The organism is Methylobacterium organophilum (assembly GCF_022179465.1).
GTDB lineage: Bacteria > Pseudomonadota > Alphaproteobacteria > Rhizobiales > Beijerinckiaceae > Methylobacterium > Methylobacterium organophilum.
Genome location: NZ_BPQV01000001.1, coordinates 105,130 through 125,580, shown reverse-complemented (window position 1 = coordinate 125,580; position 20,451 = coordinate 105,130). Strand labels below are relative to the sequence as shown.

Below are 20,451 nucleotides of genomic sequence, written 5' to 3'. Positions count from 1 at the left end.
CCGTCTCGGCAACGGACTTCAATGAGCGCGTGAAGCGGCTCCTGGCCGACAAGCCAGAGAGCGCGAAGCCCGTGCCGAAGTCCAAATCGAACAATCGCGGGCCGAGAGTCGGCCCCAAGACGTAGAATGATCGGCGGCGGCCCTGAACCGGGGAGGCCGGGCGGAATTATGCGGGGATACGCGCTCGACAACAGCGGCTCCCTGCCCTCCATGTCCACACCGACCCACCTCCGCTTCCTCTCCGCCGCCGACCCGCATCCCCGCGGCTTCGGTTCGGATTACGATCCGATCCTGCACGGCGTCGCGAGCGGCCTGGGGGCCTTGTTTCCGCCGATCGACAACGCCCGGCGGTGCGAGGCGCACGGACGCCCGGACGAAGCGGGCCAGGGCTGCGAGGGGGCGCGACAGGCCCTTGCCGTGAGCGCGGGCACGGCGGCGATCGAACCGTAGGATCCGGCCGTCCGCGACGAGCCGACCCGTCTCAGGCGGCGCGGGTGGCGACCCAGACGACGTGCCGCGGGCCGCTCTGCCCGCTGGCCGGCATGCGCGTTTCCTGAACGCCGAAGCCGACCCGTTTCAGACGCGTCTTGAACTTGCGGTCCGGCGTGCCGGACCAGACCCCCAGCACCCCCTCCGGCTTGAGCGCCCACCAGGCGCGCCGCAGGCCCCAGACGTCGTAGAGGCGGTCGTTCGCCCGCCGCATCAGCCCCTCCGGGCCGTTGTCGACATCGAGCAGGATGGCGTCCCAGGCGCCGGGACCCGACTGGATCAGGCGTGTCACATCCGTCTCCCGCAGGACGACGCGCGGGTCGTCGAGGCAGCCGGCGAAGACCTTGGTGAGGGGACCGCGCGCCCAGCCCGAGACCGCGGGCACCAGCTCGGCCACGACGACCTCCGCATCGGGCGCGAGCACCTTCAGGGCGGCCCGGAGGGTGAAGCCCATGCCGAGGCCCCCGATCAGAACCCGCGCATGCGGGCGCCCGGCGATCGGGGTGCAGGCCAGGGTCGCGAGCGCCTCCTCCGAGTCGCCCCGCGTGCTGTTCATCAACTCGATCGTGTCGACGACGATCGAGAATTCGTCGCCCCGCTGCATCAGGCTGAGGTTTCGGCCGCCCCCGGGAATCAGGCCGGTGTCGAGATGGACCCATGCGGTCATGACGTGCTTTCTCGTGGCGCCGTGCGGCGGCGTGCAGGGGGAGGAGCCGAAGCCGTCAGGGGATCGCCTCAGAACGATGCGGCCGACCGTGCGCTGGGCGCAGGGCTTGGCGAAGCCACCAGGACTGTCGCGCCATCCGCCCAGGTTCTATGAGCGCTGATGGCCAAGCGTATCAAGTCTCTCCCGCAGGAACGCGGGTTCGTGCTGTTCGACGTCGTCTATGCGGACGGCAGCCGCTCCTCCAACCGGCGCGTTCCGGTCGAGCTTCTCGGAGGGCTGGACGGCGACGGTCCGGCCCGGGACCTCATCACCGAGCAGGATGAGGCGATCGCCCAGAAAGCCGGGCGCCCCCGGCGCGAGATCGAGAGCCTGCTCCGTTCGCCCCCGGCTCCCCTGAAACCGCCGCGCGAATAGGGCTTCCCAAGACGCGTCTTCGTCCGCGCGGGGCTCTCGGAGCCTCGCGCCCCTCTTGTCTGCAAATCCGAAGCCCGGACGGGCCTGTCGGGACACGCTTCGGCCGATCCCGGGTTGTGCGGATCGCTTTCGGACGCGCTTTCGAGGTCCTTCACCGAAGGACAAACAGCATCGATCTGGGAATTTTTCCGAGGCGCATCGCGGGGCTCGATCGCCCGGCGCACGGGATCAAGCTCGGGTAGATGCTCGGATTCTGGATGTCCAAGTCCTTGCCACCGCACAACTTTCCAATCCGGGAAGTTGCTGGTGGAGCTGAGGGGATTCGAACCCCTGACCTCCGCAGTGCGATTGCGGCGCTCTCCCATCTGAGCTACAGCCCCGTCCGGAGCGCCGGCCTTGTAGGCTGGCTCGCTTCGGCCTGTCAATTCCGGAAATTTCCCGTTGCCGCATGCGCATCCAGCGCCGGTTGCGAGCGCGGGGTGCCGAGGACCGATATCCCCCGCATGAACGCCCTGCTCTGGCTCTTCAACACCGTCATCCAGCTCTACATCTACGTTCTCGTCGCGAGTGCGGTGCTGAGCTGGCTCGTCGCTTTCAACGTGGTGAACGTGCGCAACCCGATCGTCGCGCAGATCGGCGAGTTCCTCTACCGCGTCACGGAACCGGCCCTGCGGCCGATCCGGAACCTGCTGCCGAACCTCGGCGGCGTCGATATCTCGCCGATCATCCTGATCCTGCTGCTCCTGTTCGTTCAGAAGCTCGTGACCGACCTCGCCATCCAGATGGCCTACTGACGCCGGTGCCGAACTCATCCCCTCTTGCGCGTCTTGCGCGCGGGAGGGGCTTGGCACAGAACGACGCCGTTGCTCGGGCCATCCCCGGTCGGTCATTTTTCAAGGCGCATTCACAATGAAAACCAATCCCGGCCGCTTCTTCGAGGATTTCCGCCTCGGCGAGACCATCCGCCACGCGACTCCCCGGACGGTGACGGCCGGGGACGTGGCGCTCTACACCGCCCTCTACGGCCCGCGCTTCGCGGTCCAGTCGTCGGACGCCTTCGCCAAGGCGATCGGCTATCCCGCCAGCCCCCTCGACGACCTGCTCACCTTCCACGTCGTGTTCGGCAAGACCGTGCCCGACATCTCCCTGAACGCGCTCGCCAATCTCGGCTATGCCGAGGGCGGGTTCCACCGGCCGGTCTATCCGGGCGAGACGCTCTCGACCGTGTCCGAGGTGATCGGCCTCAAGGAGAGCTCCAACCGCCAGACCGGTGTGGTCTATGTCCGCTCCACGGGTTCGGATTCCGCGGGCAAGACCGTGCTCAGCTATTGCCGCTGGGTTCTGGTGCGCAAGCGCGACCCCGAGGCCAAGGTCGCCGAGGAGCATGTGCCGACGCTGGCCAAGGTGGTCGACCCGACCGATCTCGCCCATTCCCTGCCGCCCCTCTCGCCGCAGGCCTACGACACGGCGCTGGCCGGCAGCCCGCACCGCTTCGCCGATTACGCGGCGGGCGAGCGCATCGACCATGTCGACGGCATGACCGTCGAGGAGGCCGAGCACCAGATCGCCACGCGCCTGTTCCAGAACACGGCCAAGGTGCATTTCGATGCGCATGCGACCAAGGAGACGCGGTTCGGCCGTCGCCTGATCTATGGCGGCCACGTGATCTCGCTGGCCCGTGCCCTCAGCTTCAACGGGCTCGCCAACGCCTTCGCCCTGGCCGGCATCAATGGCGGCCGCCATGTCGCCCCGCTTTTTGCCGGCGACACGGTCTATGCCTGGAGCGAGGTGCTGGAGACCGCGGAGCTGCCCGGCCGCACCGATATCGGCGCCCTGCGCCTGCGCACGGTGGCGACCAAGAACCAGCCCTGCGCCAATTATCCCGACCGCCAGGGCGACGGCTACGATCCGGCGGTGATCCTCGACCTCGACTACTGGGCCTTCATCCCGCGCTGAGGCCAAGTTCAGGCTCGCCGTCGAACGGCGTCCGGAAGGGCCATCGCTCCCGTGGGCGGTGGCCCTTCGCCGTTCCGGAGTGCCTCAGCCCCCGAACAGCCAGCCGAGCACCGCCCGCCGCAGCGGGTTCTCCGGATTGGCGAGGAGGCGGGCGGCCATGGCGCAGGCGATGACGACGAGAAGCGGCCGGATCAGCCGGGCGCCGAGCCGCATGGCGAGCCGCGAGCCCACCTGCGCCCCGAGGAAGGCGCCGAGCGCCATGGCGAGGCCCACGGGCCAGATCACCGTGCCCTGGAGGGTGAACAGGGCGAGGCTGCCGAGATTGCTCGCGGCATTGGCGAGCTTCGTATGCGCCGTCGCCCGCACGATCCCGAGCCCGAGCAGGGTCACGAAGCCGATCATGTAGAAGGAGCCGGCGCCGGGCCCGAACACCCCGTCGTAGAAGCCCACCGCGGGGGCGAGCGTCAGGGCGAAGGTCTTCGGCGAGAGCCGCGCAGCGGCGTCCTCGTTGCGGATGCGCCGGGCGGTGGCGAAATAGACCGCGATGCCGATCAGCAGCAGCGGCACCAGGGCGTCGAGGGCGCTCTTCGGCAGCAGGCTGACGCAGAGCGCGCCGGCCACGGAGGCGGCCCCCGCCGCGAGCGCCGCCGGGGCGGCCCCCGGCCATCGGATCAGCCCGCGCCGCGCGAAGGCGAGCGTGGCCGAGACCGAGCCGGCGCTGCCCTGGAGCTTGTTGGTGGCGATCGCGCTCACCGGATCGAGGCCGGCGAGCAGCAGGGCCGGCAGGGTCAGCAGGCCGCCGCCGCCGGCGATGGCGTCGCAGGTGCCCGCCACCAGAGCGACGCCGAACAGGCCGGCGATCAGACTCGGATCCACCCCGCCGATCATGGCAGGGCCTTCGGGGATGTCGGGGGCAGGCGCACGGGAGGGCTCGGGACGAGGCGGCCGGGTGAGGGCCCGGCCGCCGGAGCGGCGCCTATAGCAGCTTTTGCGGCGCGCGACGGTTGCCGGCGCACGCCCGACCGCTCAGTCGCGGACGATCACCTTCGTACCGACCCGGACCCGATCGTAGAGATCGACCACGTCCTTGTTGGTCATGCGGATGCAGCCCGAGGAGACGGCCGCGCCCATGGTCTCGGGCTCGTTGGAGCCGTGGATCCGGTAGAGCGAGGAGCCGAGATACATGGCGCGGGCGCCGAGCGGGTTGTCCTGCCCGCCGGCCATGTAGCGCGGCAGGTCCGGGCGGCGGGCCAGCATCTGGGCCGGGGGACGCCAATCCGGCCATTCCTTCTTCATCGTGACGGTCTTGGTGCCGGACCAGGAGAAGCCCTCGCGGCCGACGCCGACGCCGTAGCGGATCGCCTCGTGGCCGGGCAGGACGTAGTAGAGCCGGCGCTGGCGCGTGGAGACGACGATGGTGCCGGGCTTCTCCTTGCCGGCATAGGGCACGGTCTCGCGGGGAATCGCCTGCGTCTTGAAAACGTTGATGAAGTCGGCGAGCGGCCCGGAATCGAGCGGGTTGGCCGTCGCGGGCTGCCCGGCGAGAAGCCCGAGCACGAGGGATGCCCCGACAAGGGTGCGGCGGTACGGCATCAGGATCCTCCTTGAAGCGGTGAGCCGTGCGGTCCGATCCGCGGAAGCGCGTTCACCTTGGCGGACCGCGAAGGGTCGGTTCGGGCTCGGACGTTCTTGGCGATTGGCGGCCGCTCGGGGCAAGAGGAAGGCGCGGACGTGCCATTCCTGCAACGCTTGCGCGAAATGCATGCGGTTCTGCACGGACGGCAGGGCCGTGCGATCGTCCCCTTAAGCAGCGCGGGTTTTTCGTTCCACGGGGACGATGCTTTCGTGGCCGACAGAATGTCGCACCCGATTGCGTCGTCTCCGGCAAAGCACCAGACTCCGCATCCGTGTCGAAACAATTCCGCTTGCCTGCGCTCCGCCGCATCCGTGCCACCGTGGCCGCCCTCGTCGGGATCCTGACGATGGGCCTCGTCGCGGCGAGCGGGATCGCGTCGGACTATCCGCCCGAGGCGCCCTTCCGCGTCTCGGCGGTGAGCACGGGCCTGTCCGCGTTCGGCACGGCGCCCGCGTTGCCCGACCATCTGGCGAGCCTGCGTGCCGCGGCGCCCGCCCTCGATGCGGATGACCTGCCCGGCGACGGGCGCCGGCTCTTCGCGGATGCGGTCCCGCCCTTCGTGACCGGCGACGGCCGCAGCCTGCGCCCCGTCTCCGATATCGGCTGCGCCCTTGCGGAGCGGCGCTGCCCCGACCGGCCGCCCAGGGCCTGATCCGGGCCGGCATTCCGGACGCCCCGGTCCTCGGTCGACCCCCGCGCGGCGGGCACGGTCGTGGGAATGCCAAGATCCGTCTCCAGGATACGCGGCAGGATCGAGCGGTCCGCGCAGGCGCGCGGATCGTCCGCGACGCCGACGCGATGCATCCCGCATCCGCCTTCCGGGCCGCCTGCTTGGCCCGGCGATTGCCAGAATCCTGTCCGCACGCGCCGGATCGCGGCGCGGCAGGGTCTCGCCCGCGCGTCCGTCCCCGGCCTCCCGCGCCGGGGCTGGGCGCGGCCAAGCGTCATTGCAGGAGCGAATCCCACGTGTCGTCCCGCCTGAATGTGTCGCCCCGTTCGAAGCCGCGCCGGAACCGTCCGGCGGCCTTCGCCGCGACGCTCGCCGCCAGCCTCGTCATGGTCGCCGTCTCGGCCTGCAACGAGCAGAAGGCCTCGGCCCCTGTGCCCCTGCCGCCGCCGGAGGTCAGCGTCGTCACGGCGCAGCCCCAGCCGATCCCCTATGTGCGCGACCTGCCCGGCCGCGTCGCCCCCATGCGAATCGCCGAGGTGCGCTCCCGCGTCTCCGGTCTCGTGGTGAAGCGGCTGTTCCAGCAGGGCAGCGCGGTGAAGGAAGGGGACATCCTCTACAAGATCGACCCGGCGCCCTACGAGGTGGAGCTCGCCAGCGCCGAGGCCGCCCTGGCCCGCACCGAGGCCGCCCTCGTCCTCGCCAGCCAGCAGGCGGAGCGGCTCGAGACCCTGCTCGCCCGCAACACCGCGAGCCAGGCGCAGTACGACACGGCCTTCGCCGCCAAGAAGCAGGCGGAGGCGGAGGTCGCTGGCGCCAAGGCCACCCGCGACCGGGCCCGGCTCAACCTCGCCTGGACCGACGTGCGCGCGCCGATCTCCGGCCGCATCGGCCGGGCGCTGCTCACCGAGGGCACCCTGATCGACCAGGGCTCCACCGGCGTGCTCGCCACGATCCAGCAGCTCGACCCGATCTATGTCGACATCACCCAGTCGGTGGGCGAGCTGAACAAGCTGCGCCGGGACATCGCCTCCGGCGAGCTCTCGAAGCTGGCCCACGACGCCGCCAACGTCCACCTGATCATGGATGACGGCTCCCTGTACGGCTCGGCCGGCCGCCTGCTCTTCTCCGACGTGACCGCCGATCCGAGCACCGGCCAGGTGACCCTGCGCGTGCTCCTGCCGAACCCGCACGACGAGCTCTTCCCGGGCATGTATGTCCGCGCCCGCATCGAGCAGGGCATCGATTCCGACGCCATCGCCGTGCCGCAGCAGGCGATCCAGCGCACCAACGACGGCAAGCCCGAGGTCTGGGTGGTCAAGCCCGACAACAAGGTCATGCTCCAGCCGGTCGAGGTCGGCCCCGTCGTCGGCGGCAACTGGGTGATCCGCGAGGGGCTCCGGGCCGGCGACAAGGTCGTGGTCGAGGGCTTCCAGAAGATCGTGGCCGGCATCGAGGTGAAGTCGGTGGCCTGGAAGACGGAGGCGCCGGAGACCGGCAAGCCCGTCGACACGGACAGCCGCGAGCGCGACGCGGCCTCGACGGACTCGATCGCCCCGCCCGCCGTCGCCGAAGTTCGCTGAGGAGGGGCGCGCAAGCATGGCACGCTTCTTCATCGACCGGCCGGTCTTCGCCTGGGTCGTCGCCCTCTTCATCATCCTCGGGGGCGTGCTCGCGATCCCGATGCTGCCGGTGGCGCAGTATCCGGTGATCGCCCCGCCCTCGATCGCCCTGTCGACCGCCTTCCCTGGCGCCTCGGTCGAGAGCCTCTACACGGGCACGACCCGCCTCATCGAGGACGAGCTGAACGGCGCGGCCAACATCATGAGCTTCGAGTCGACCACCGACTCCTTCGGCTCGATCAACATCACCGCGACCTTCCAGCCGGGCACGGATCCGGCGCTCGCCTCCGTGGAGGTGCAGAACCGCCTGAAGCGCGTCGAGGCCCGCCTACCCGCGGAGGTGCGCCAAAACGGCATCCTCGTGGAGGAGGCCTCGGCCGCCACCCTCAACATCATCACCCTGGTCTCGACCGACGGGAAGATGGACGAGATCGGGCTCGGCGACTTCCTGATGCGCAACGTGATCAACGAGATCCGCCGCATCCCGGGGGTGGGCCGCGCCACCCTCTACTCGACCGAGCGCTCCCTGCGCGTCTGGGTCGACCCGGACAAGCTGCGCGGCCTCTCCCTCACGCCGGGCGACGTCACCGATGCGATCCGCAACCAGAACATCCAGATCGCCTCCGGCGCGGTCGGCGCCCAGCCGAGCCCGGTCGATCACGCCGTGTTCGCGCCGATCATCGTGAAGGGACAGCTCAGCACGGTGGACGATTTCGGCGCGATCGTGCTCCGCGCCAATTCCGACGGCTCGAATGTGCGCCTGCGCGACGTCGCCCGGATCGAGCTCGGCGGCGACGCCTACCAGTTCTCGACCCGGCTGAACGGCGGCGAGGCGGCGGGCATCTCGGTGACGCTCGCCCCAGACGGCAACGCCCTGGAGACCGCCAAGGCGATCCGCGCCAAGATGGAGGAATTGTCCCAGTTCTTCCCGCCGGGGCTGAAGTGGGACATCCCCTACGACATCACCCCCGCGGTGAAGGCCTCGATCGAGAAGGTGCTGCACACCCTGGTCGAGGCGGTGGTGCTGGTCTTCATCGTGATGTTCCTGTTCCTGCAGAACATCCGCTACACCCTCATCCCGACCATCGTCGTGCCGATCGCCCTGATGGGCACGGTCACGGTGATGCTGCTCGCCGGCTTCTCGGTGAACGTGCTGACCATGTTCGGCATGGTGCTCGCCATCGGCATCCTCGTCGACGACGCCATCGTCGTGGTGGAGAATGTCGAGCGCATCATGAACGAGGAGGGCCTGCCCCCGAAGGAGGCGACCCGCAAGGCCATGGGCCAGATCACCGGGGCGATCATCGGCATCACCCTGGTGCTGGTGGCCGTGTTCATCCCGATGGCCTTCTTCCCCGGCTCGGTCGGCATCATCTACCGGCAGTTCTCGATCGCGATGGTCACCTCCATCGCCTTCTCGGCCCTGCTGGCGCTGACGCTGACGCCGGCGCTCTGCGCCACCCTGCTCAAGCCCATCGCCAAGGGCCACGGCCACGCCAAGGGCGGCTTCTTCGGCTGGTTCAACCGGATCGTCGACCGCGAGACCGCCCGCTACGGCCGCGGCACCGGCTGGTTCATCAAGAAGTCGGGCCGGGTGATGGTGATCTACCTGATCCTGGTGGGCGGCACCGCCTTCGCCTTCCTGCGCCTGCCGGAGGGCTTCCTGCCGGTGGAGGACCAGGGCTTCTTCACCGTGGACATCCAGACCCCGGCGGGCGCCTCGTTCAACCGGACCCAGGCGGCGGTGCGCAAGGTCGAGGAGCATCTCCTGGCCCAGCCGGGCGTCGCCACGGTGACGATGCTCAACGGCTTCTCCTTCTCCGGCCAGGGGCCGAATCTGAGCCAGGCCTTCGTCACCCTGAAGCCCTGGTCCGAGCGGGACGCAGCCAATTCCGCCATCGCCCTCGTCAACGGCACCAATGCGGCGCTCGCCGATTACCGCGACGCGGTGGTCGACGCGCAGGAGCCGCCGCCGGTGGACAATCTCGGCAACGCGGCGGGCTTCTCCTTCCGCCTGCAGGATCGGGCCCAGAAGGGCTACTCGGCCCTCACCGCGGCGGAGGCGCAGCTCCTCGGCCTCGCCAAGCAGAGCCCCGTCCTGCAGAAGGTGAAGATCGAGGGCCTGCCGCCCACGCCTCAGGCGGAGCTGGTGATCGACCGCGAGAAGGCCGCCGCCCTCGGCGTCAAGTTCGAGGACATCAATGCCGCGATCCAGGTCAATCTCGGTTCGGTCTACACCAACGACTTCCCGAACCGCGGCAAGATGCAGCGCGTCTACGTGCAGGCCGAGCAGCTGCAGCGCATGCAGGCCGCCGACCTGATGAACTACGCGGTGAAGAACAGCCAGGGCACCATGGTGCCGATGTCCTCCTTCGCCGACCTGAAATGGAGCCTCGGGCCGAGCCAGATCGTCGGCTTCAACGGCTACCAATCGGTGCGCTTCACCGGCGAGCCGCGGGCGGGCTACACCACGGGCGATGCCATCGCCGAGATGGAACGGCTGATGACCTTCCTGCCCCGGGGCTTCGGCTACACCTGGACCGGCCAGTCCGAGCAGGAGAAGCAGGCGGGCTCCCAGGCCTCGTTGCTCCTCGCCCTCTCGGTGCTGATCGTGTTCCTGTGTCTGGCGGCCCTCTACGAGAGCTGGTCGATCCCGTTCTCGGTGCTGCTGGTGATCCCCCTCGGCGTCGTCGGGGCCCTGGCCGCGGTCTATCTGCGGGGCATGCCCAACGACGTATATTTCAAGATCGGGCTCATCACGATCATCGGCCTCTCGGCCAAGAACGCGATCCTGATCGTGGAATTCGCCAAGGACCTCTGGAAGCCCGGCACCAGCCTCGTCCAGGCGACCATCCAGGCGGCGACCCTGCGCTTCCGCCCGATCGTGATGACCTCGCTCGCCTTCATCTTCGGCGTGGTGCCGCTCGCCATCGCCACCGGCGCCGCCTCGAAGAGCCAGCAGGCCATCGGCACGGGCGTGATGGGCGGCATGATCTCGGCCACGGTGCTCGCCGTGTTCTTCGTGCCGGTCTTCTTCGTGGTGGTGATGCGGCTCTTCAGGCGGAAGGACGCCGCCGAGGGCGAGACGGCGCAGCCGGGCCCCGCCCCCGTGCCCCACGGGCATTCCGTGCCGGCGGAGTAGGCCCTGCACCGCAAACGAAAAGGCCCCCTTCCCGGGATCTGAAAGAGGGCTTTTCGTTGTCGCTGGGAGCGCCCGCTCGGGCGGCGGCCTTGCCTCGCCCCCTGGGCGAGGGGGACCGCGAGAAGCGCGGTGGAGTGAGGGCGCCGGGTCCGATGCCGGGCACCACGGCGCCGCCCTCTCCGTCCGCTTCGCGGCCACCTCCCCCAAAGAGAAGGAAAAACCGCGGCGACCGCTGCCACCGTTTGGAAACAGCCTCAGTCGAGATGGGCGCCGTACTGCTCCACATGCGCGGCGAGGCCGAGGCCGTGGTCGCGCACCAGGCGCTCGGCCCGCACGGCGTCCCGCGCCTCCAGCGCCTCGATGATCTGAATGTGTTCCTCGATCGACTTCGAGGCGCGGTCGCCCTGGCGCAGGGCCTGATTGCGGATGCCGCGCACGTGCATGAGCAGATTGCTGCACATGTCCTTGATCACCTCGCTCTGGCCTAGCGAGATGATCTTCTGGTGGAAGCGGATATTGGCCTCGGAATACTCGTCGAGATGGTCCGAGGGCCTGCCCTCGAAGAATTCCGGGAACATCCGCCGCATGCAGGCGAGATCCTCGTCGGAGGCGTGGGTGCAGGCGAGGCGCGCCGCCATGCTCTCCAGGGCCGCCCAGGCCTGGATCATCTCGACGATCTCCTTGCGCGTCTTCTTGACGACGAAGACGCCCCGGCGGGGCTCGTTGCGCACGAAGCCTTCCTGCTCCAGCACGGTGAGCGCTTCGCGGATCGGGGTGCGGCTGACGCCCAGGGTCTGGGACAGACCGCGCTCGTCCAGGCGGACGTCGCCGGCCTGTCCGTAGATGTCCATGTTGGTGATCGCGGACTTCAGTGCTTCGTAGGCAAGGGTCCGCAAGCTCGTCGCCGGCACGATCGGCTTTATTGCGAAATTTTCCATCTCACCAGGTTTTCGCGTTCCGAGCCGGATTGGTCGAGGGACCACTGCAGCGTGCAAACGACCTCGACCATGGCGACTCCCCTTGCGAAAGACAAGGCGACGGCCGGCTCTCCGAGAAGTTCTGCCCAGGTCGCGCGTGAAGGGGAAGAGCCTTCTACCCGGCAACGGACGCATGGCAGGTGCCTAAAAAATTGACGTCTGGCATCTGGTATGCCAGATTATTCGCGAAGAGTCGGCAGGGGTGACGGCCCGACTCGTGCGCGGGACGCGCTCCGTTTGAGGAGCCTTCCGGGGAGCTTCCGATGCGGCGCGAGGCCGCGGGACGGGCTCCGCACGATGCGCCGCGCGGAAAGACCGGCTCTCAGGAGGAAGCGATGATGGGCAAGGCGCTCGACGGCGTGAAGGTGCTCGACTTCACGCATGTCCAGTCCGGTCCGACCTGCACGCAGCTTCTCGCGTGGTTCGGCGCCGACGTGATCAAGATCGAACGCCCCGGAACGGGCGACGCCACGCGCCAGCAGTTGCAGGACATCCCGGGCGTGGACAGCCTCTATTTCACGATGCTGAACCACAACAAGCGCTCGATCACCATCGATGCCAAGAACCCGGCCGGCAAGGAGGTGCTCTGGCGCCTGATCCGCGAATGCGACGTGCTGGTCGAGAACTTCGCCCCCGGCGCCCTGGAGCGGATGGGCTTCTCCTGGGAGAAGTTGCATGCGGAGAATCCGCGCCTGATCCTCGCCTCGGTGAAGGGCTTCGGCCCCGGCCGCTACCAGGATTGCAAGGTCTACGAGAACGTCGCGCAATGCGCGGGCGGCGCCGCCTCCACGACCGGCTGGCGGGACGGGCTGCCCATGGTGACCGGCGCCCAGATCGGCGATTCCGGCACCGGCCTGCATCTCGCCCTCGGCATCGTCACCGCCCTGTTCCACCGCACCCATTCGGGTGAGGGACAGCGGGTCGACTGTTCCATGCAGGACGGCGTGCTCAATCTCTGCCGGGTGAAGCTGCGCGACCAGCAGCGCCTCGAGCGCGGCCCGCTGATGGAATACAGCCAGTTCGGCGAGGGCATTCCCTTCGGCGATTCCGTGCCCCGGGCCGGCAATGATTCCGGGGGCGGCCAGCCCGGCCGCATCCTCAAGTGCAAGGGCTGGGAGCAGGACCCCAACGCCTGCATCTATTTCATCACCCAGGGCGCGGTCTGGGAGCCGATCTGCGACATCATCGGCGAGCCCGGCTGGAAGACCGACCCCAGCTACGCCACCCCGAAGGCGCGCCTGCCGCATCTCAACGAGATCTTCACGCGCATCGAGGCGTGGACGATGAAGCACGACAAGTTTGAGGCGATGGAGATCCTCAACGCCTACGACATTCCGTGCGGGCCGATCCTGTCGATGAAGGAGATCGCCGAGGACGAGGCCCTGCGGGCGAGCGGTACCGTCGTCGAGGTCGAGCATCCGGCCCGCGGGCCGTATCTGACGGTCGGAAATCCGATCAAGCTGTCGGCGAACGCGGTGGCCATCACCCGCTCTCCCCTGCTCGGCGAGCATACGGAGGAGATCCTGCGGGACGTGCTCGGCTGCTCGGAGGGGGAGGTTCAGCGCATCGTGGCATCGGGCGCTACCGGCTACGTGCAGAAAGCGGCCGCAGAATAGCGCGCTATCGCGGCGCATCTTGCATTATAGCGCTTATTGGTATACCAGATACCAAATCATGAGTCAGGGCGTCCGCGGGACCCCTGGCCCCCAACGGGAGGACGCCTGATGGCCGACATAGCGCTTGCTCTGCTTGCCGAAGCGTTCGGGCAAGCCTCCGAGGAGGAAACGTCCGTGGCCCTTCCGGCGGCCGACGACGAGACGCTCGGGTTTCCGGTCGGCGGGGCGACCGGATTCGCTGGGCCTGTGCGGGACACGCCTTCGGGCTCGATCCCAGCCTTCCCCGGCATCGTCTGAGCGATCCGGAACCGAACGGGACCTCCGGGGAGGCATGGCCGAGCGCCGCGCCGTCAGGCGCGGGCGCTGGGAGACGCGAATCGGATCACGCGGTGGCGGACGGCCGCCGGGGTGATCGAGGTCGGCTTACGCGGCGTGCGCGGCGTAGCGGCCGGCCGGCTGCGCGACGCCCTTGTGGCTGTCCTGGCGGGCGGCGGCATCGGCGGTGAGCTTGTCGGCGAGCTTGACGACGAGCAGGGCCTGCACAGCGAAGAGCAGGACCAGAGAAGAAAGTACGGTGCCGATCATGTGACCCCTCCAGAAGCGATGGTGCGGTGCGAACAAGAGTGAGATAGCCCTCGCACCATTGGATATGAAGTACAAAATACCAGATGCCAGCATGCGTCCCACGCATGGATCGAAGTGCTGCGCGCTGCGATGGAGGGCCTGACGCAGGGGAAACGGCGGCCGACACGGCCCAGCATGCCGCGCTGCGGGATCGGCACGAGGCCGTCGAGGGCCGGCTTTGGAGAGTCGGGGGAGGGCTTCAGCCCAGGGAAGGGCGCGGGGCGGGAGGCCGGTAAGGGTTTAGTAAACAAACGTGCTTAACCAATGCTTTCCGAGGTTTACGGGAAGCACGAGTCATGACCGACTCCGTCGACGCCGCCGGCAAGGACGACCTGAAGAAGGCCTCCGCCCCCACGCTCTCGCCCGAGGCCCTGCTGAAGCAGGCCGTCTCCGGTTCCGCGACATCCGCCGAAACCCCCGCATCGCGGATTCCGGCCTTCAAGCCCAACCCGCTGATGCTCGGCGCCCTCGCCGGCGCCCTGGCCCTCGGCGGCGTGCTCGGCCTCGTGGCCGCGCCGCAGGGCGGGAGCGACGAGGCCCTGCGCCAGATGGCCGCCGGGCTTGAGGCGGGCCGCCTCGAGAGCGCGCGGCTGAGCGGCGAGGTCGAGCGGCTCACCAAGGCCGTGGCCGGGCTGAAGGATCAGGGCGAGGCCGCGCGCGGGGACCGCAAGTCCGTCACGGGCGTCCTCGGCGAGCGCATCGGCAAGATGGAGCAGGTGCTCGACAAGCGCATCGCGGCCCTGAGCGAGCGCCTTGAGCAGGCGGAGCGCGAGCAGGCCGTCCGCCAGGCCAGCCTGACCGCTCTGATCGAGAAGCGCGTCCCGGCCGTGCCGGTGGCGGCCCTCTCCGCCCCGGCTCCGACGGCGAAGGCCGATCCGGTCCAGACGACGGGCAGCCTGCCCGATAAGCCGAAGCCGGAGGCGATCGAGAACTGGGCCGTGCGCGAGGTCTATGACGGGGTCGCGATGCTGGAGGATCGCAAGCGGCGGCTGGTGGAGGTCGCCCCGGGCGATTCCGTGCCGGGGATCGGCCGGGTCGAGGCGATCGAGCGGCGCGGCCGCAACTGGGTCGTCGTGACGAAGCAGGGACTCATCACGACGCAGAGCTGGTGAGAGGCTTAGCGCGCGGCCGGGGAGAGGGCGCCGTCGACCGCCGGCGTCGGATCCTCGGGCTGGACGGCGAAGGGATTGGCTCGCTTGAGCAGCCGCCGGCCGCGCAGCTTCGCATGAGCACGGGTCGCGGGCGTCGGATGCAGCACATGCGCGAGCAGGGCCGCATCGTCGGAATTCAGCGTCGGATCCTTCGCATCAAAGACAGCCATGACCGGCTCCTGGGCCGCCATCCGGGTCTCGCGACCGCCGAGCGGGAAGCTCGACCGTTCGATAACGGGACTTGCGGGGAAAAGTTCCGCGAAGCTTTCGCGGTTCATCACATCTTCATCATTGCATCGCAGGGGTCTCGCCGCGGTGCGAAGGCGCACGAGAACTTAACGAGTCAATAATGGGCGCCGGGGCGCCCGTGCATCCGTAGATATTGCCGGGCAGGCCGCGGATGCCGGTCTCGACCGCGTAGAGATGGCCCGCCATCGGGTCCAGGGTCGGATCGCGGCCCCTCAGGCAGGTGGTGACGTAGAGGGTCGTCAGATCCGGGCCGCCGAAGGTGCATTTGGTCACCAGTGCCGTCGGCATCGGCAGCACGCGCTCGATCTCGCCGCAGGGCGCGAAGCGGGTGATGCGCGAGCCGTTGTAGTGGCAGATCCAGACGAAGCCCTCCGCATCGACGGTCAGCCCGTCCGGGTGGCCCCAGCCCTTCTCGAAGCGGATGAAGGGCGCCGCCTCGCCGATCGTCCCGTCGAGGATCGGGTGCCGGCGCACCAGGTCCCGGCTCGTCGCGATCGTGTAGAGGCAGGATCCATCCGGGCTCAGGACAGGGCCGTTGGTGACGGCGTGGCGGCCGCCGAAGGTCGCGAGGCGCTGCCCGTCCCAGCGATGGAAGCTGCCCGTATCGGCCTTCTCCGCGTCGTCCATGCTGCCGAACCAGAGGACGCCGTCCGGCCCGACATGGCCGCTGTTGAGGCGATTGCCCGGCGGATGCGGCTCCGGCCGCACGATCGGCTCCCGGCTTCCGTCCGATAGAGTGACGAGGGCCACGCCGGATTGGAAGCCCGCGACGACCCGGTCGGGTTCCTGCGTCGGAAGCGCGAAGCCGATTTTCTCGTCGAGGGGCAGGCGCGTGGTCTCGTCCGTCGCCGGCCAGTGGCGCCAGATCGCCGGGTTCTCGATATCGACCCAGATCAGCAGGCCGGAGCGCGCGTCCCAGATCACCTCCTCGCCGAGCGTGCAGCCGCAGGCGACGGCGACGCGGGGGCTGTGCGGGTGCAGGCGTGGGGCCATGGCTCTCGATCGCTCCGGACGGGACCGGTCCCGTTTCGGGGACAACGCCGGGCCCCGAGCCGATATCCGGCCCCGTCCTCTCGCCTCCGGCCGCGTGCTCGGGCAGCCGCTCCCCCGCGCTGCGCGCGGTCCCCCTCGCCCAGGAGGCGAGGAGAGGCGCCACCGCCTCACCCCGAAACCAGCCTCAGCGGGTGTCCTCGGCGATGAGCTCCGTGTTGATCGCGAAGGCGGCCATCGCGCCCTCCGCCGCGGCGACGACGGCGAACTGCACCCGGCGGGAGGCGTCGCCGGCCACGTAGAGACCCGGCACGTTGGTCTTCTCGTAGTCCCGGGTCGGCACCACCCCGCGCTCGGTGAGTTCGCAGCCGAGCTGCGTCACCAGAGGGGAGGGGGCGCAGGTATCCGGCATCAGGAACAGGGCCGTGCAGGCGATCGCGCGCCCGTCCGCGAGCACGAGGCGGCTCGGCTGGTCGCCGTCGCCTTCCAGGCGGAGGGCCGGGCCCTCGACCACGCGGATGCGGTTGCGGGCAAGGCGCGCCCGGTCCTTCTCCGACAGGGACGCCTCGCCTTCGACGCAGAGGGTGACGTCGGGGCTCCAGCAGGTCAGCTCCAGGGCGAGCCCACAGCCGCCATGCCCCTCGCCATAGGCGACGAGGGCACGGTCCCGCGCCTCGTAGCCGTCGCAATAGGGGCAGGCATGCACGCCCCGGCCCCAATAGGTGTCGAAGCCCTCGACCTGCGGCAGTTCCTGGCGCAGGCCGGTGGCGAGGATCAGGCGGCGGGCGCGCTCGCGGCGCCCATCGGCCTGGACGATCTCGAAGCCGTCCTCCACCCGCCGGGCTTCCACCACCTCCACCTGCCGCCGCCGCACGGTCTCGTAGCGGTCGAGATCGGCATGGGCCTTGGCCCGCAGGTCGAAGGGGGCCGTGCCGTCCCGGGTGAACAGGCCCCAGGTCCGGGGCGTGGCCGCGTTGCGCGGCTCGCCGGTGTCGCAGAGGAGCACGCTGCGCCGGCTGCGCCCGAGGATCAGGGCGGCATTCAGCCCGGCCGGGCCGCCGCCCACGATGATGACATCCCGCATGCGCTCCCTCCGGCGACGCTCGCTCCGAAGAGAAGTCCCTGAGGCCGCAGGCGTTTCCCGCCGCTCTGGCCAGTGCGCACGAAAAAGGGCGCCCGCGGCGCCCTTCCTCCGTCCGCTCCGGCGCCGGTCAGGCGGCGGCGGTCTTCACCGGGATGCCCTTCTCGGACAGGAACTGCTGCAGCTCGCCGGACTGGAACATCTCGCGGGCGATGTCGCAGCCGCCCACGAACTCGCCCTTCACGTAGATCTGCGGGATGGTCGGCCAGTTGGAGAAGGCCTTGATGCCCTCGCGGATCGCCATGTCGTCGAGGACGTTCACGCCCTTGAACGGCACTTCGAGGTAATTGAGGATCTGCACGACCTGGCCCGAGAAGCCGCACATCGGGAATTGCGGCGTGCCCTTCATGAACACGACCACGTCCTGGGAGGCGATCTCGTTCTGGATCGCCGTGTTGATGTCGGTCATGGGTCCCGTCCTTGCGCGGTTCTGCGAATTGATCGTCGGAGTCCGGTGGCGCGATGCCCGGGCAAACCCGTCCGCGCGCGGAATCCCTTAATCCTGGGGAACGCCCGTGGTCAGCGCAAGGGCGTGCAGCACGCCGCCCATGCGTCCCTGCAGGGCGCCGTAGACCATCTGGTGCTGGGCGACCCGCGTCTTGCCCTTGAAGGCGGAGGAGATCACGGTCGCGGCATAGTGGTCGCCGTCGCCGGCGAGATCCTTGATCTCCACCGTGGCGTCGGGCAGCGCCTCGCGGATCATCGCCTCGATCTCGCGCGCATCCATCGGCATCGGAACGGTCCTTCTCGAAGGGCTTCAGGCCGCGGCGCCCGCGGGCTGGCTCGCCATATAGGCGGGGAACCAGCCCTCGTGGGCCGCGGACAACTCGGCCACCGAGATGGACTCGCCGCCCGGCAGGGTCAAACGGTCTGTCCCGGTGACGCCGACGATGGCCGCGTCGATGCCCTGCGCCGAGGCGCTGTAGAGCAGGTCGGTGGCGGCCTCCGCCTCGACGGCGATGAGGTAGCGGCCCTGGTCCTCGCCGAAGAGATAGGCATGGGCGGGCAGGGCGCCGGCGACCTCCGGCAGGGCCGCGCCGATCCCACCGGCCATGGCCATCTCGGCGAGCGCCACGGCGAGCCCGCCATCGGAGAGGTCGTGCACCGTGTCGACGATGCCCCCGGTGATGAGTCCGCGCACGAAGTCGCCGACCTTGCGCTCGGCGGCGAGGTCGACGGGCGGGGGCGCGCCCTCCTCGCGGCCGGCGATCTGGGCGAGATAGAGCGACTGGCCGAGCCAGCCCTCGGTGCGGCCGAGCAGAACCAGCACGTCGCCCTCGCGCTTCAGGGCGATCGTGGCGTGGCGGGCCACGTCGTCGATCACGCCGACGCCGCCGATGGTCGGGGTCGGCAGGATGCCGACGCCGTTGGTCTCGTTGTAGAGGGAGACGTTGCCCGACACGACGGGGAAGTCGAGGGCGCGGCAGGCCTCGCCGATGCCCTTCAGGCAACCGACGAACTGGCCCATCACCTCCGGCTTCTCGGGATTGCCGAAATTGAGGTTGTCGGTGATGGCGAGCGGCCGTCCGCCCACCGCCGTGATGTTGCGCCAGGCCTCCGCCACGGCCTGCTTGCCGCCCTCGACCGGATCCGCCTCGCAATAGCGCGGGGTCACGTCGCAGGTGAGCGCCAGGCCCTTGGGGCCGTCCTCGACCCGCACGATCGCGGCGTCGCCGCCGGGCTTCTGCACGGTGTTGCCGAGGATGAAGTGGTCGTACTGCTCGTAGACCCAGCGCTTCGAGGCCAGTTCCGGGGATCCGACGAGGCGCTTCAGGGCCTCGGCGTTCGGCACGTTCGCCGGAACCTCGGCCGCGCTCACCACCGGCTGGTGGGTGTTGGGCAGATGGGGCCGGTCGTAGAGCGGGGCCTCGTCGCCGAGCTCCTTGATCGGCAGGTCGGCCACCGTCTCGCCGTGCCACTTGATGACGAAGCGCAGGGTGTCGGTGGTGTGGCCGATCACCGCGAAGTCGAGGCCCCACTTCACGAAGATGGCCTCGGCCTCCTTCTCCATGCCGGGCTTGAGCACCATGAGCATGCGCTCCTGGCTCTCCGAGAGCATCATCTCGTAGGGCGTCATGCCCTCCTCGCGCACGGGCACGCATTCGAGGTTCAGCTCGACGCCGAGATCGCCCTTGGCGCCCATCTCCACGGCAGAGCAGGTCAGGCCCGCCGCGCCCATGTCCTGGATCGCGATGACGGCGCCGGAGGCCATCAGCTCCAGGCAGGCCTCGAGCAGGAGCTTCTCGGCGAAAGGGTCGCCGACCTGTACGGTCGGGCGCTTCGACTCGCTCTCCTCGTCGAACTCCGCCGAGGCCATGGTGGCGCCGTGGATGCCGTCGCGGCCGGTCTTGGAGCCGAGATAGACGATCGGATTCCCGAGGCCGGTGGCCGCCGCGTAAAAGATGCCGTCGGTCTTCGCCAGGCCGACCGCCATGGCGTTGACGAGGATGTTGCCGTCGTAGCGGCGGTGGAAGCCGACCTGGCCGCCCACCGTGGGCACGCCGAAGGAATTGCCGTAGCCGCCGATGCCGGCGACCACGCCGGAGACGAGGTGGCGGGTGCGGGGGTGGTCCGGCGCGCCGAAGCGCAGCGCGTTCAGGGCCGCGATCGGCCGGGCGCCCATGGTGAAGACGTCGCGCAGGATGCCGCCGACGCCGGTCGCCGCGCCCTGGTAGGGCTCGATGAAGCTCGGGTGGTTGTGGCTCTCCATCTTGAAGACGCAGGCATGGCCGTCGCCGATATCGATGACGCCCGCGTTCTCGCCCGGCCCCTGGATCACCCAGGGCGCGCTCGTGGGAAGGCCGCGCAGATGTTTGCGCGAGGATTTGTAGGAGCAGTGCTCGTTCCACATCGCCGAGACGATGCCGAGCTCGGTCAGCGTTGGGTCCCGGCCGATCAGCCCGCGGAAGCGTTCGTATTCCTCGGGCGTGAGGCCGTGCTGACGGACGAGTTCGGGAGTGATCGGAACGTCGTTTCGGAACATGCCAAGACCTTGAAGCCTCACCTGACGCCGTCCGGCGTCAGGCGTCCACGACACGCTGCGGCCGTCCGACAGGAGACGGCAACCGCGGGCGGGATGTTACCCTGCGAATCCAGGATCTGCATTCATG

General features: G+C 69.3%; 21 protein-coding genes and 1 tRNA gene. 10 read left to right on the top strand and 12 right to left on the bottom strand.

Going from position 1 to position 20,451, the window contains the following annotated elements; genetic code table 11:
• Positions 1 to 168: 168 nt before the first annotated feature.
• Positions 169 to 450, top strand: coding sequence for a hypothetical protein (locus tag MFF21_RS00540; RefSeq protein WP_238309236.1), 282 nt, complete (start codon positions 169 to 171; stop codon positions 448 to 450).
• Positions 451 to 481: 31 nt separating this feature from the next.
• Here the strand turns inward: MFF21_RS00540 and MFF21_RS00535 are convergent, their stop codons facing one another.
• Positions 482 to 1,156, bottom strand: coding sequence for a spermidine synthase family protein (locus tag MFF21_RS00535; RefSeq protein ID WP_238309235.1), 675 nt, complete (start codon positions 1,154 to 1,156; stop codon positions 482 to 484).
• Positions 1,157 to 1,315: 159 nt separating this feature from the next.
• On the opposite strand from MFF21_RS00535, the gene MFF21_RS00530 reads away from it, so the two are divergent.
• The gene (locus tag MFF21_RS00530; RefSeq protein WP_238309234.1) at positions 1,316 to 1,570 is read left to right on the top strand and encodes a hypothetical protein; all 255 of its coding nucleotides are present in this window, start codon (positions 1,316 to 1,318) and stop codon (positions 1,568 to 1,570) included.
• 304 nt (positions 1,571 to 1,874) lie between these two features.
• Here the strand turns inward: MFF21_RS00530 and MFF21_RS00525 are convergent.
• Positions 1,875 to 1,950 (bottom strand) — tRNA-Ala (locus MFF21_RS00525).
• 123 nt (positions 1,951 to 2,073) lie between these two features.
• Here MFF21_RS00525 and MFF21_RS00520 point away from each other — a divergent pair.
• Together MFF21_RS00520 and MFF21_RS00515 are read left to right on the top strand one after the other, a co-directional pair.
• Positions 2,074 to 2,364 carry a YggT family protein gene (locus MFF21_RS00520; RefSeq protein ID WP_238309233.1) on the top strand — a complete coding sequence of 97 codons (291 nt, stop codon included), beginning with the start codon at positions 2,074 to 2,076 and terminating at the stop codon, positions 2,362 to 2,364.
• A gap of 115 nt (positions 2,365 to 2,479) precedes the next feature.
• The gene (locus tag MFF21_RS00515) at positions 2,480 to 3,526 is read left to right on the top strand and encodes a MaoC family dehydratase (RefSeq protein ID WP_238309232.1); all 1,047 of its coding nucleotides are present in this window, start codon (positions 2,480 to 2,482) and stop codon (positions 3,524 to 3,526) included.
• Between the two features lie 84 nt (positions 3,527 to 3,610).
• On the opposite strand, the gene MFF21_RS00510 is transcribed toward MFF21_RS00515, so the two are convergent.
• Both MFF21_RS00510 and MFF21_RS00505 read right to left on the bottom strand, forming a co-directional pair.
• The gene (locus tag MFF21_RS00510; RefSeq protein ID WP_238309231.1) at positions 3,611 to 4,414 is read right to left on the bottom strand and encodes a TSUP family transporter; all 804 of its coding nucleotides are present in this window, start codon (positions 4,412 to 4,414) and stop codon (positions 3,611 to 3,613) included.
• A gap of 138 nt (positions 4,415 to 4,552) precedes the next feature.
• Complete coding sequence (locus MFF21_RS00505) at positions 4,553 to 5,119, bottom strand: L,D-transpeptidase (protein ID WP_238309230.1); 567 nt, start codon at positions 5,117 to 5,119, stop codon at positions 4,553 to 4,555.
• Positions 5,120 to 5,451: 332 nt separating this feature from the next.
• On the opposite strand from MFF21_RS00505, the gene MFF21_RS00500 reads away from it, so the two are divergent.
• From MFF21_RS00500 to MFF21_RS00490, 3 genes are all read left to right on the top strand, one after another.
• Positions 5,452 to 5,814, top strand: coding sequence for a hypothetical protein (locus MFF21_RS00500; RefSeq protein WP_238309229.1), 363 nt, complete (start codon positions 5,452 to 5,454; stop codon positions 5,812 to 5,814).
• Positions 5,815 to 6,218: 404 nt separating this feature from the next.
• Positions 6,219 to 7,412 carry an efflux RND transporter periplasmic adaptor subunit gene (locus MFF21_RS00495; RefSeq protein ID WP_238309629.1) on the top strand — a complete coding sequence of 398 codons (1,194 nt, stop codon included), beginning with the start codon at positions 6,219 to 6,221 and terminating at the stop codon, positions 7,410 to 7,412.
• A 16-nt stretch (positions 7,413 to 7,428) separates the two neighbouring features.
• Positions 7,429 to 10,593 carry an efflux RND transporter permease subunit gene (locus tag MFF21_RS00490; RefSeq protein ID WP_238309228.1) on the top strand — a complete coding sequence of 1,055 codons (3,165 nt, stop codon included), beginning with the start codon at positions 7,429 to 7,431 and terminating at the stop codon, positions 10,591 to 10,593.
• A 254-nt stretch (positions 10,594 to 10,847) separates the two neighbouring features.
• Here the strand turns inward: MFF21_RS00490 and MFF21_RS00485 are convergent, their stop codons facing one another.
• Positions 10,848 to 11,531 (bottom strand): GntR family transcriptional regulator, encoded by a 684-nt coding sequence (locus tag MFF21_RS00485; protein WP_238309227.1) that lies wholly within the window; start codon positions 11,529 to 11,531, stop codon positions 10,848 to 10,850.
• Positions 11,532 to 11,908: 377 nt separating this feature from the next.
• Between MFF21_RS00485 and frc the strand changes: the two genes are divergently transcribed.
• Positions 11,909 to 13,186, top strand: coding sequence for a formyl-CoA transferase (gene frc / locus MFF21_RS00480; RefSeq protein WP_238309628.1), 1,278 nt, complete (start codon positions 11,909 to 11,911; stop codon positions 13,184 to 13,186).
• A 108-nt stretch (positions 13,187 to 13,294) separates the two neighbouring features.
• Complete coding sequence (locus MFF21_RS00475; RefSeq protein WP_238309226.1) at positions 13,295 to 13,483, top strand: hypothetical protein; 189 nt, start codon at positions 13,295 to 13,297, stop codon at positions 13,481 to 13,483.
• A 126-nt stretch (positions 13,484 to 13,609) separates the two neighbouring features.
• Here MFF21_RS00475 and MFF21_RS00470 read toward each other — a convergent pair whose 3' ends face one another.
• Positions 13,610 to 13,771 (bottom strand): hypothetical protein, encoded by a 162-nt coding sequence (locus tag MFF21_RS00470; protein WP_238309225.1) that lies wholly within the window; start codon positions 13,769 to 13,771, stop codon positions 13,610 to 13,612.
• A 335-nt stretch (positions 13,772 to 14,106) separates the two neighbouring features.
• Between MFF21_RS00470 and MFF21_RS00465 the strand changes: the two genes are divergently transcribed.
• Positions 14,107 to 14,922 carry a hypothetical protein gene (locus tag MFF21_RS00465; protein ID WP_238309224.1) on the top strand — a complete coding sequence of 272 codons (816 nt, stop codon included), beginning with the start codon at positions 14,107 to 14,109 and terminating at the stop codon, positions 14,920 to 14,922.
• 5 nt (positions 14,923 to 14,927) lie between these two features.
• Here MFF21_RS00465 and MFF21_RS00460 read toward each other — a convergent pair whose 3' ends face one another.
• The 6 genes from MFF21_RS00460 to purL all read right to left on the bottom strand — a co-directional run bounded on the left by MFF21_RS00460 (position 14,928) and on the right by purL (position 20,324).
• Positions 14,928 to 15,239, bottom strand: a complete 312-nt coding sequence (locus MFF21_RS00460; RefSeq protein ID WP_238309223.1) for a hypothetical protein — start codon at positions 15,237 to 15,239, stop codon at positions 14,928 to 14,930.
• A gap of 10 nt (positions 15,240 to 15,249) precedes the next feature.
• Positions 15,250 to 16,203, bottom strand: a complete 954-nt coding sequence (locus MFF21_RS00455) for an SMP-30/gluconolactonase/LRE family protein (protein WP_238309222.1) — start codon at positions 16,201 to 16,203, stop codon at positions 15,250 to 15,252.
• Between the two features lie 184 nt (positions 16,204 to 16,387).
• Complete coding sequence (locus MFF21_RS00450; protein ID WP_238309221.1) at positions 16,388 to 17,284, bottom strand: NAD(P)/FAD-dependent oxidoreductase; 897 nt, start codon at positions 17,282 to 17,284, stop codon at positions 16,388 to 16,390.
• 127 nt (positions 17,285 to 17,411) lie between these two features.
• The gene (gene grxD, locus MFF21_RS00445; RefSeq protein WP_238309220.1) at positions 17,412 to 17,750 is read right to left on the bottom strand and encodes a Grx4 family monothiol glutaredoxin; all 339 of its coding nucleotides are present in this window, start codon (positions 17,748 to 17,750) and stop codon (positions 17,412 to 17,414) included.
• An 87-nt stretch (positions 17,751 to 17,837) separates the two neighbouring features.
• Positions 17,838 to 18,074: a BolA family protein gene (locus MFF21_RS00440; protein WP_232630094.1), complete on the bottom strand. Its 237-nt coding sequence runs from the start codon at positions 18,072 to 18,074 to the stop codon at positions 17,838 to 17,840.
• Between the two features lie 24 nt (positions 18,075 to 18,098).
• Positions 18,099 to 20,324: a phosphoribosylformylglycinamidine synthase subunit PurL gene (gene purL / locus MFF21_RS00435; RefSeq protein WP_238309219.1), complete on the bottom strand. Its 2,226-nt coding sequence runs from the start codon at positions 20,322 to 20,324 to the stop codon at positions 18,099 to 18,101.
• Positions 20,325 to 20,451: the final 127 nt, after the last annotated feature.

Bases quoted from the DNA above. Each gene is read 5' to 3' on its own strand.
- MFF21_RS00535 (WP_238309235.1), bottom strand. From the start codon at position 1,156: ATGACCGCATGGGTCCATCTCGACACCGGCCTGATTCCCGGGGGCGGC.
- MFF21_RS00505 (WP_238309230.1), bottom strand. From the start codon at position 5,119: ATGCCGTACCGCCGCACCCTTGTCGGGGCATCCCTCGTGCTCGGGCTT.
- grxD (WP_238309220.1), bottom strand. From the start codon at position 17,750: ATGACCGACATCAACACGGCGATCCAGAACGAGATCGCCTCCCAGGAC.
- purL (WP_238309219.1), bottom strand. From the start codon at position 20,324: ATGTTCCGAAACGACGTTCCGATCACTCCCGAACTCGTCCGTCAGCAC.
- MFF21_RS00460 (WP_238309223.1), bottom strand. From the start codon at position 15,239: ATGAACCGCGAAAGCTTCGCGGAACTTTTCCCCGCAAGTCCCGTTATC.
- MFF21_RS00495 (WP_238309629.1), top strand. From the start codon at position 6,219: ATGGTCGCCGTCTCGGCCTGCAACGAGCAGAAGGCCTCGGCCCCTGTG.
- MFF21_RS00540 (WP_238309236.1), top strand. From the start codon at position 169: ATGCGGGGATACGCGCTCGACAACAGCGGCTCCCTGCCCTCCATGTCC.
- MFF21_RS00515 (WP_238309232.1), top strand. From the start codon at position 2,480: ATGAAAACCAATCCCGGCCGCTTCTTCGAGGATTTCCGCCTCGGCGAG.
- MFF21_RS00510 (WP_238309231.1), bottom strand. From the start codon at position 4,414: ATGATCGGCGGGGTGGATCCGAGTCTGATCGCCGGCCTGTTCGGCGTC.
- MFF21_RS00490 (WP_238309228.1), top strand. From the start codon at position 7,429: ATGGCACGCTTCTTCATCGACCGGCCGGTCTTCGCCTGGGTCGTCGCC.
- MFF21_RS00530 (WP_238309234.1), top strand. From the start codon at position 1,316: ATGGCCAAGCGTATCAAGTCTCTCCCGCAGGAACGCGGGTTCGTGCTG.
- MFF21_RS00470 (WP_238309225.1), bottom strand. From the start codon at position 13,771: ATGATCGGCACCGTACTTTCTTCTCTGGTCCTGCTCTTCGCTGTGCAG.
- MFF21_RS00455 (WP_238309222.1), bottom strand. From the start codon at position 16,203: ATGGCCCCACGCCTGCACCCGCACAGCCCCCGCGTCGCCGTCGCCTGC.
- MFF21_RS00520 (WP_238309233.1), top strand. From the start codon at position 2,074: ATGAACGCCCTGCTCTGGCTCTTCAACACCGTCATCCAGCTCTACATC.
- MFF21_RS00450 (WP_238309221.1), bottom strand. From the start codon at position 17,284: ATGCGGGATGTCATCATCGTGGGCGGCGGCCCGGCCGGGCTGAATGCC.
- frc (WP_238309628.1), top strand. From the start codon at position 11,909: ATGGGCAAGGCGCTCGACGGCGTGAAGGTGCTCGACTTCACGCATGTC.
- MFF21_RS00440 (WP_232630094.1), bottom strand. From the start codon at position 18,074: ATGCCGATGGATGCGCGCGAGATCGAGGCGATGATCCGCGAGGCGCTG.
- MFF21_RS00465 (WP_238309224.1), top strand. From the start codon at position 14,107: ATGACCGACTCCGTCGACGCCGCCGGCAAGGACGACCTGAAGAAGGCC.
- MFF21_RS00475 (WP_238309226.1), top strand. From the start codon at position 13,295: ATGGCCGACATAGCGCTTGCTCTGCTTGCCGAAGCGTTCGGGCAAGCC.
- MFF21_RS00485 (WP_238309227.1), bottom strand. From the start codon at position 11,531: ATGGAAAATTTCGCAATAAAGCCGATCGTGCCGGCGACGAGCTTGCGG.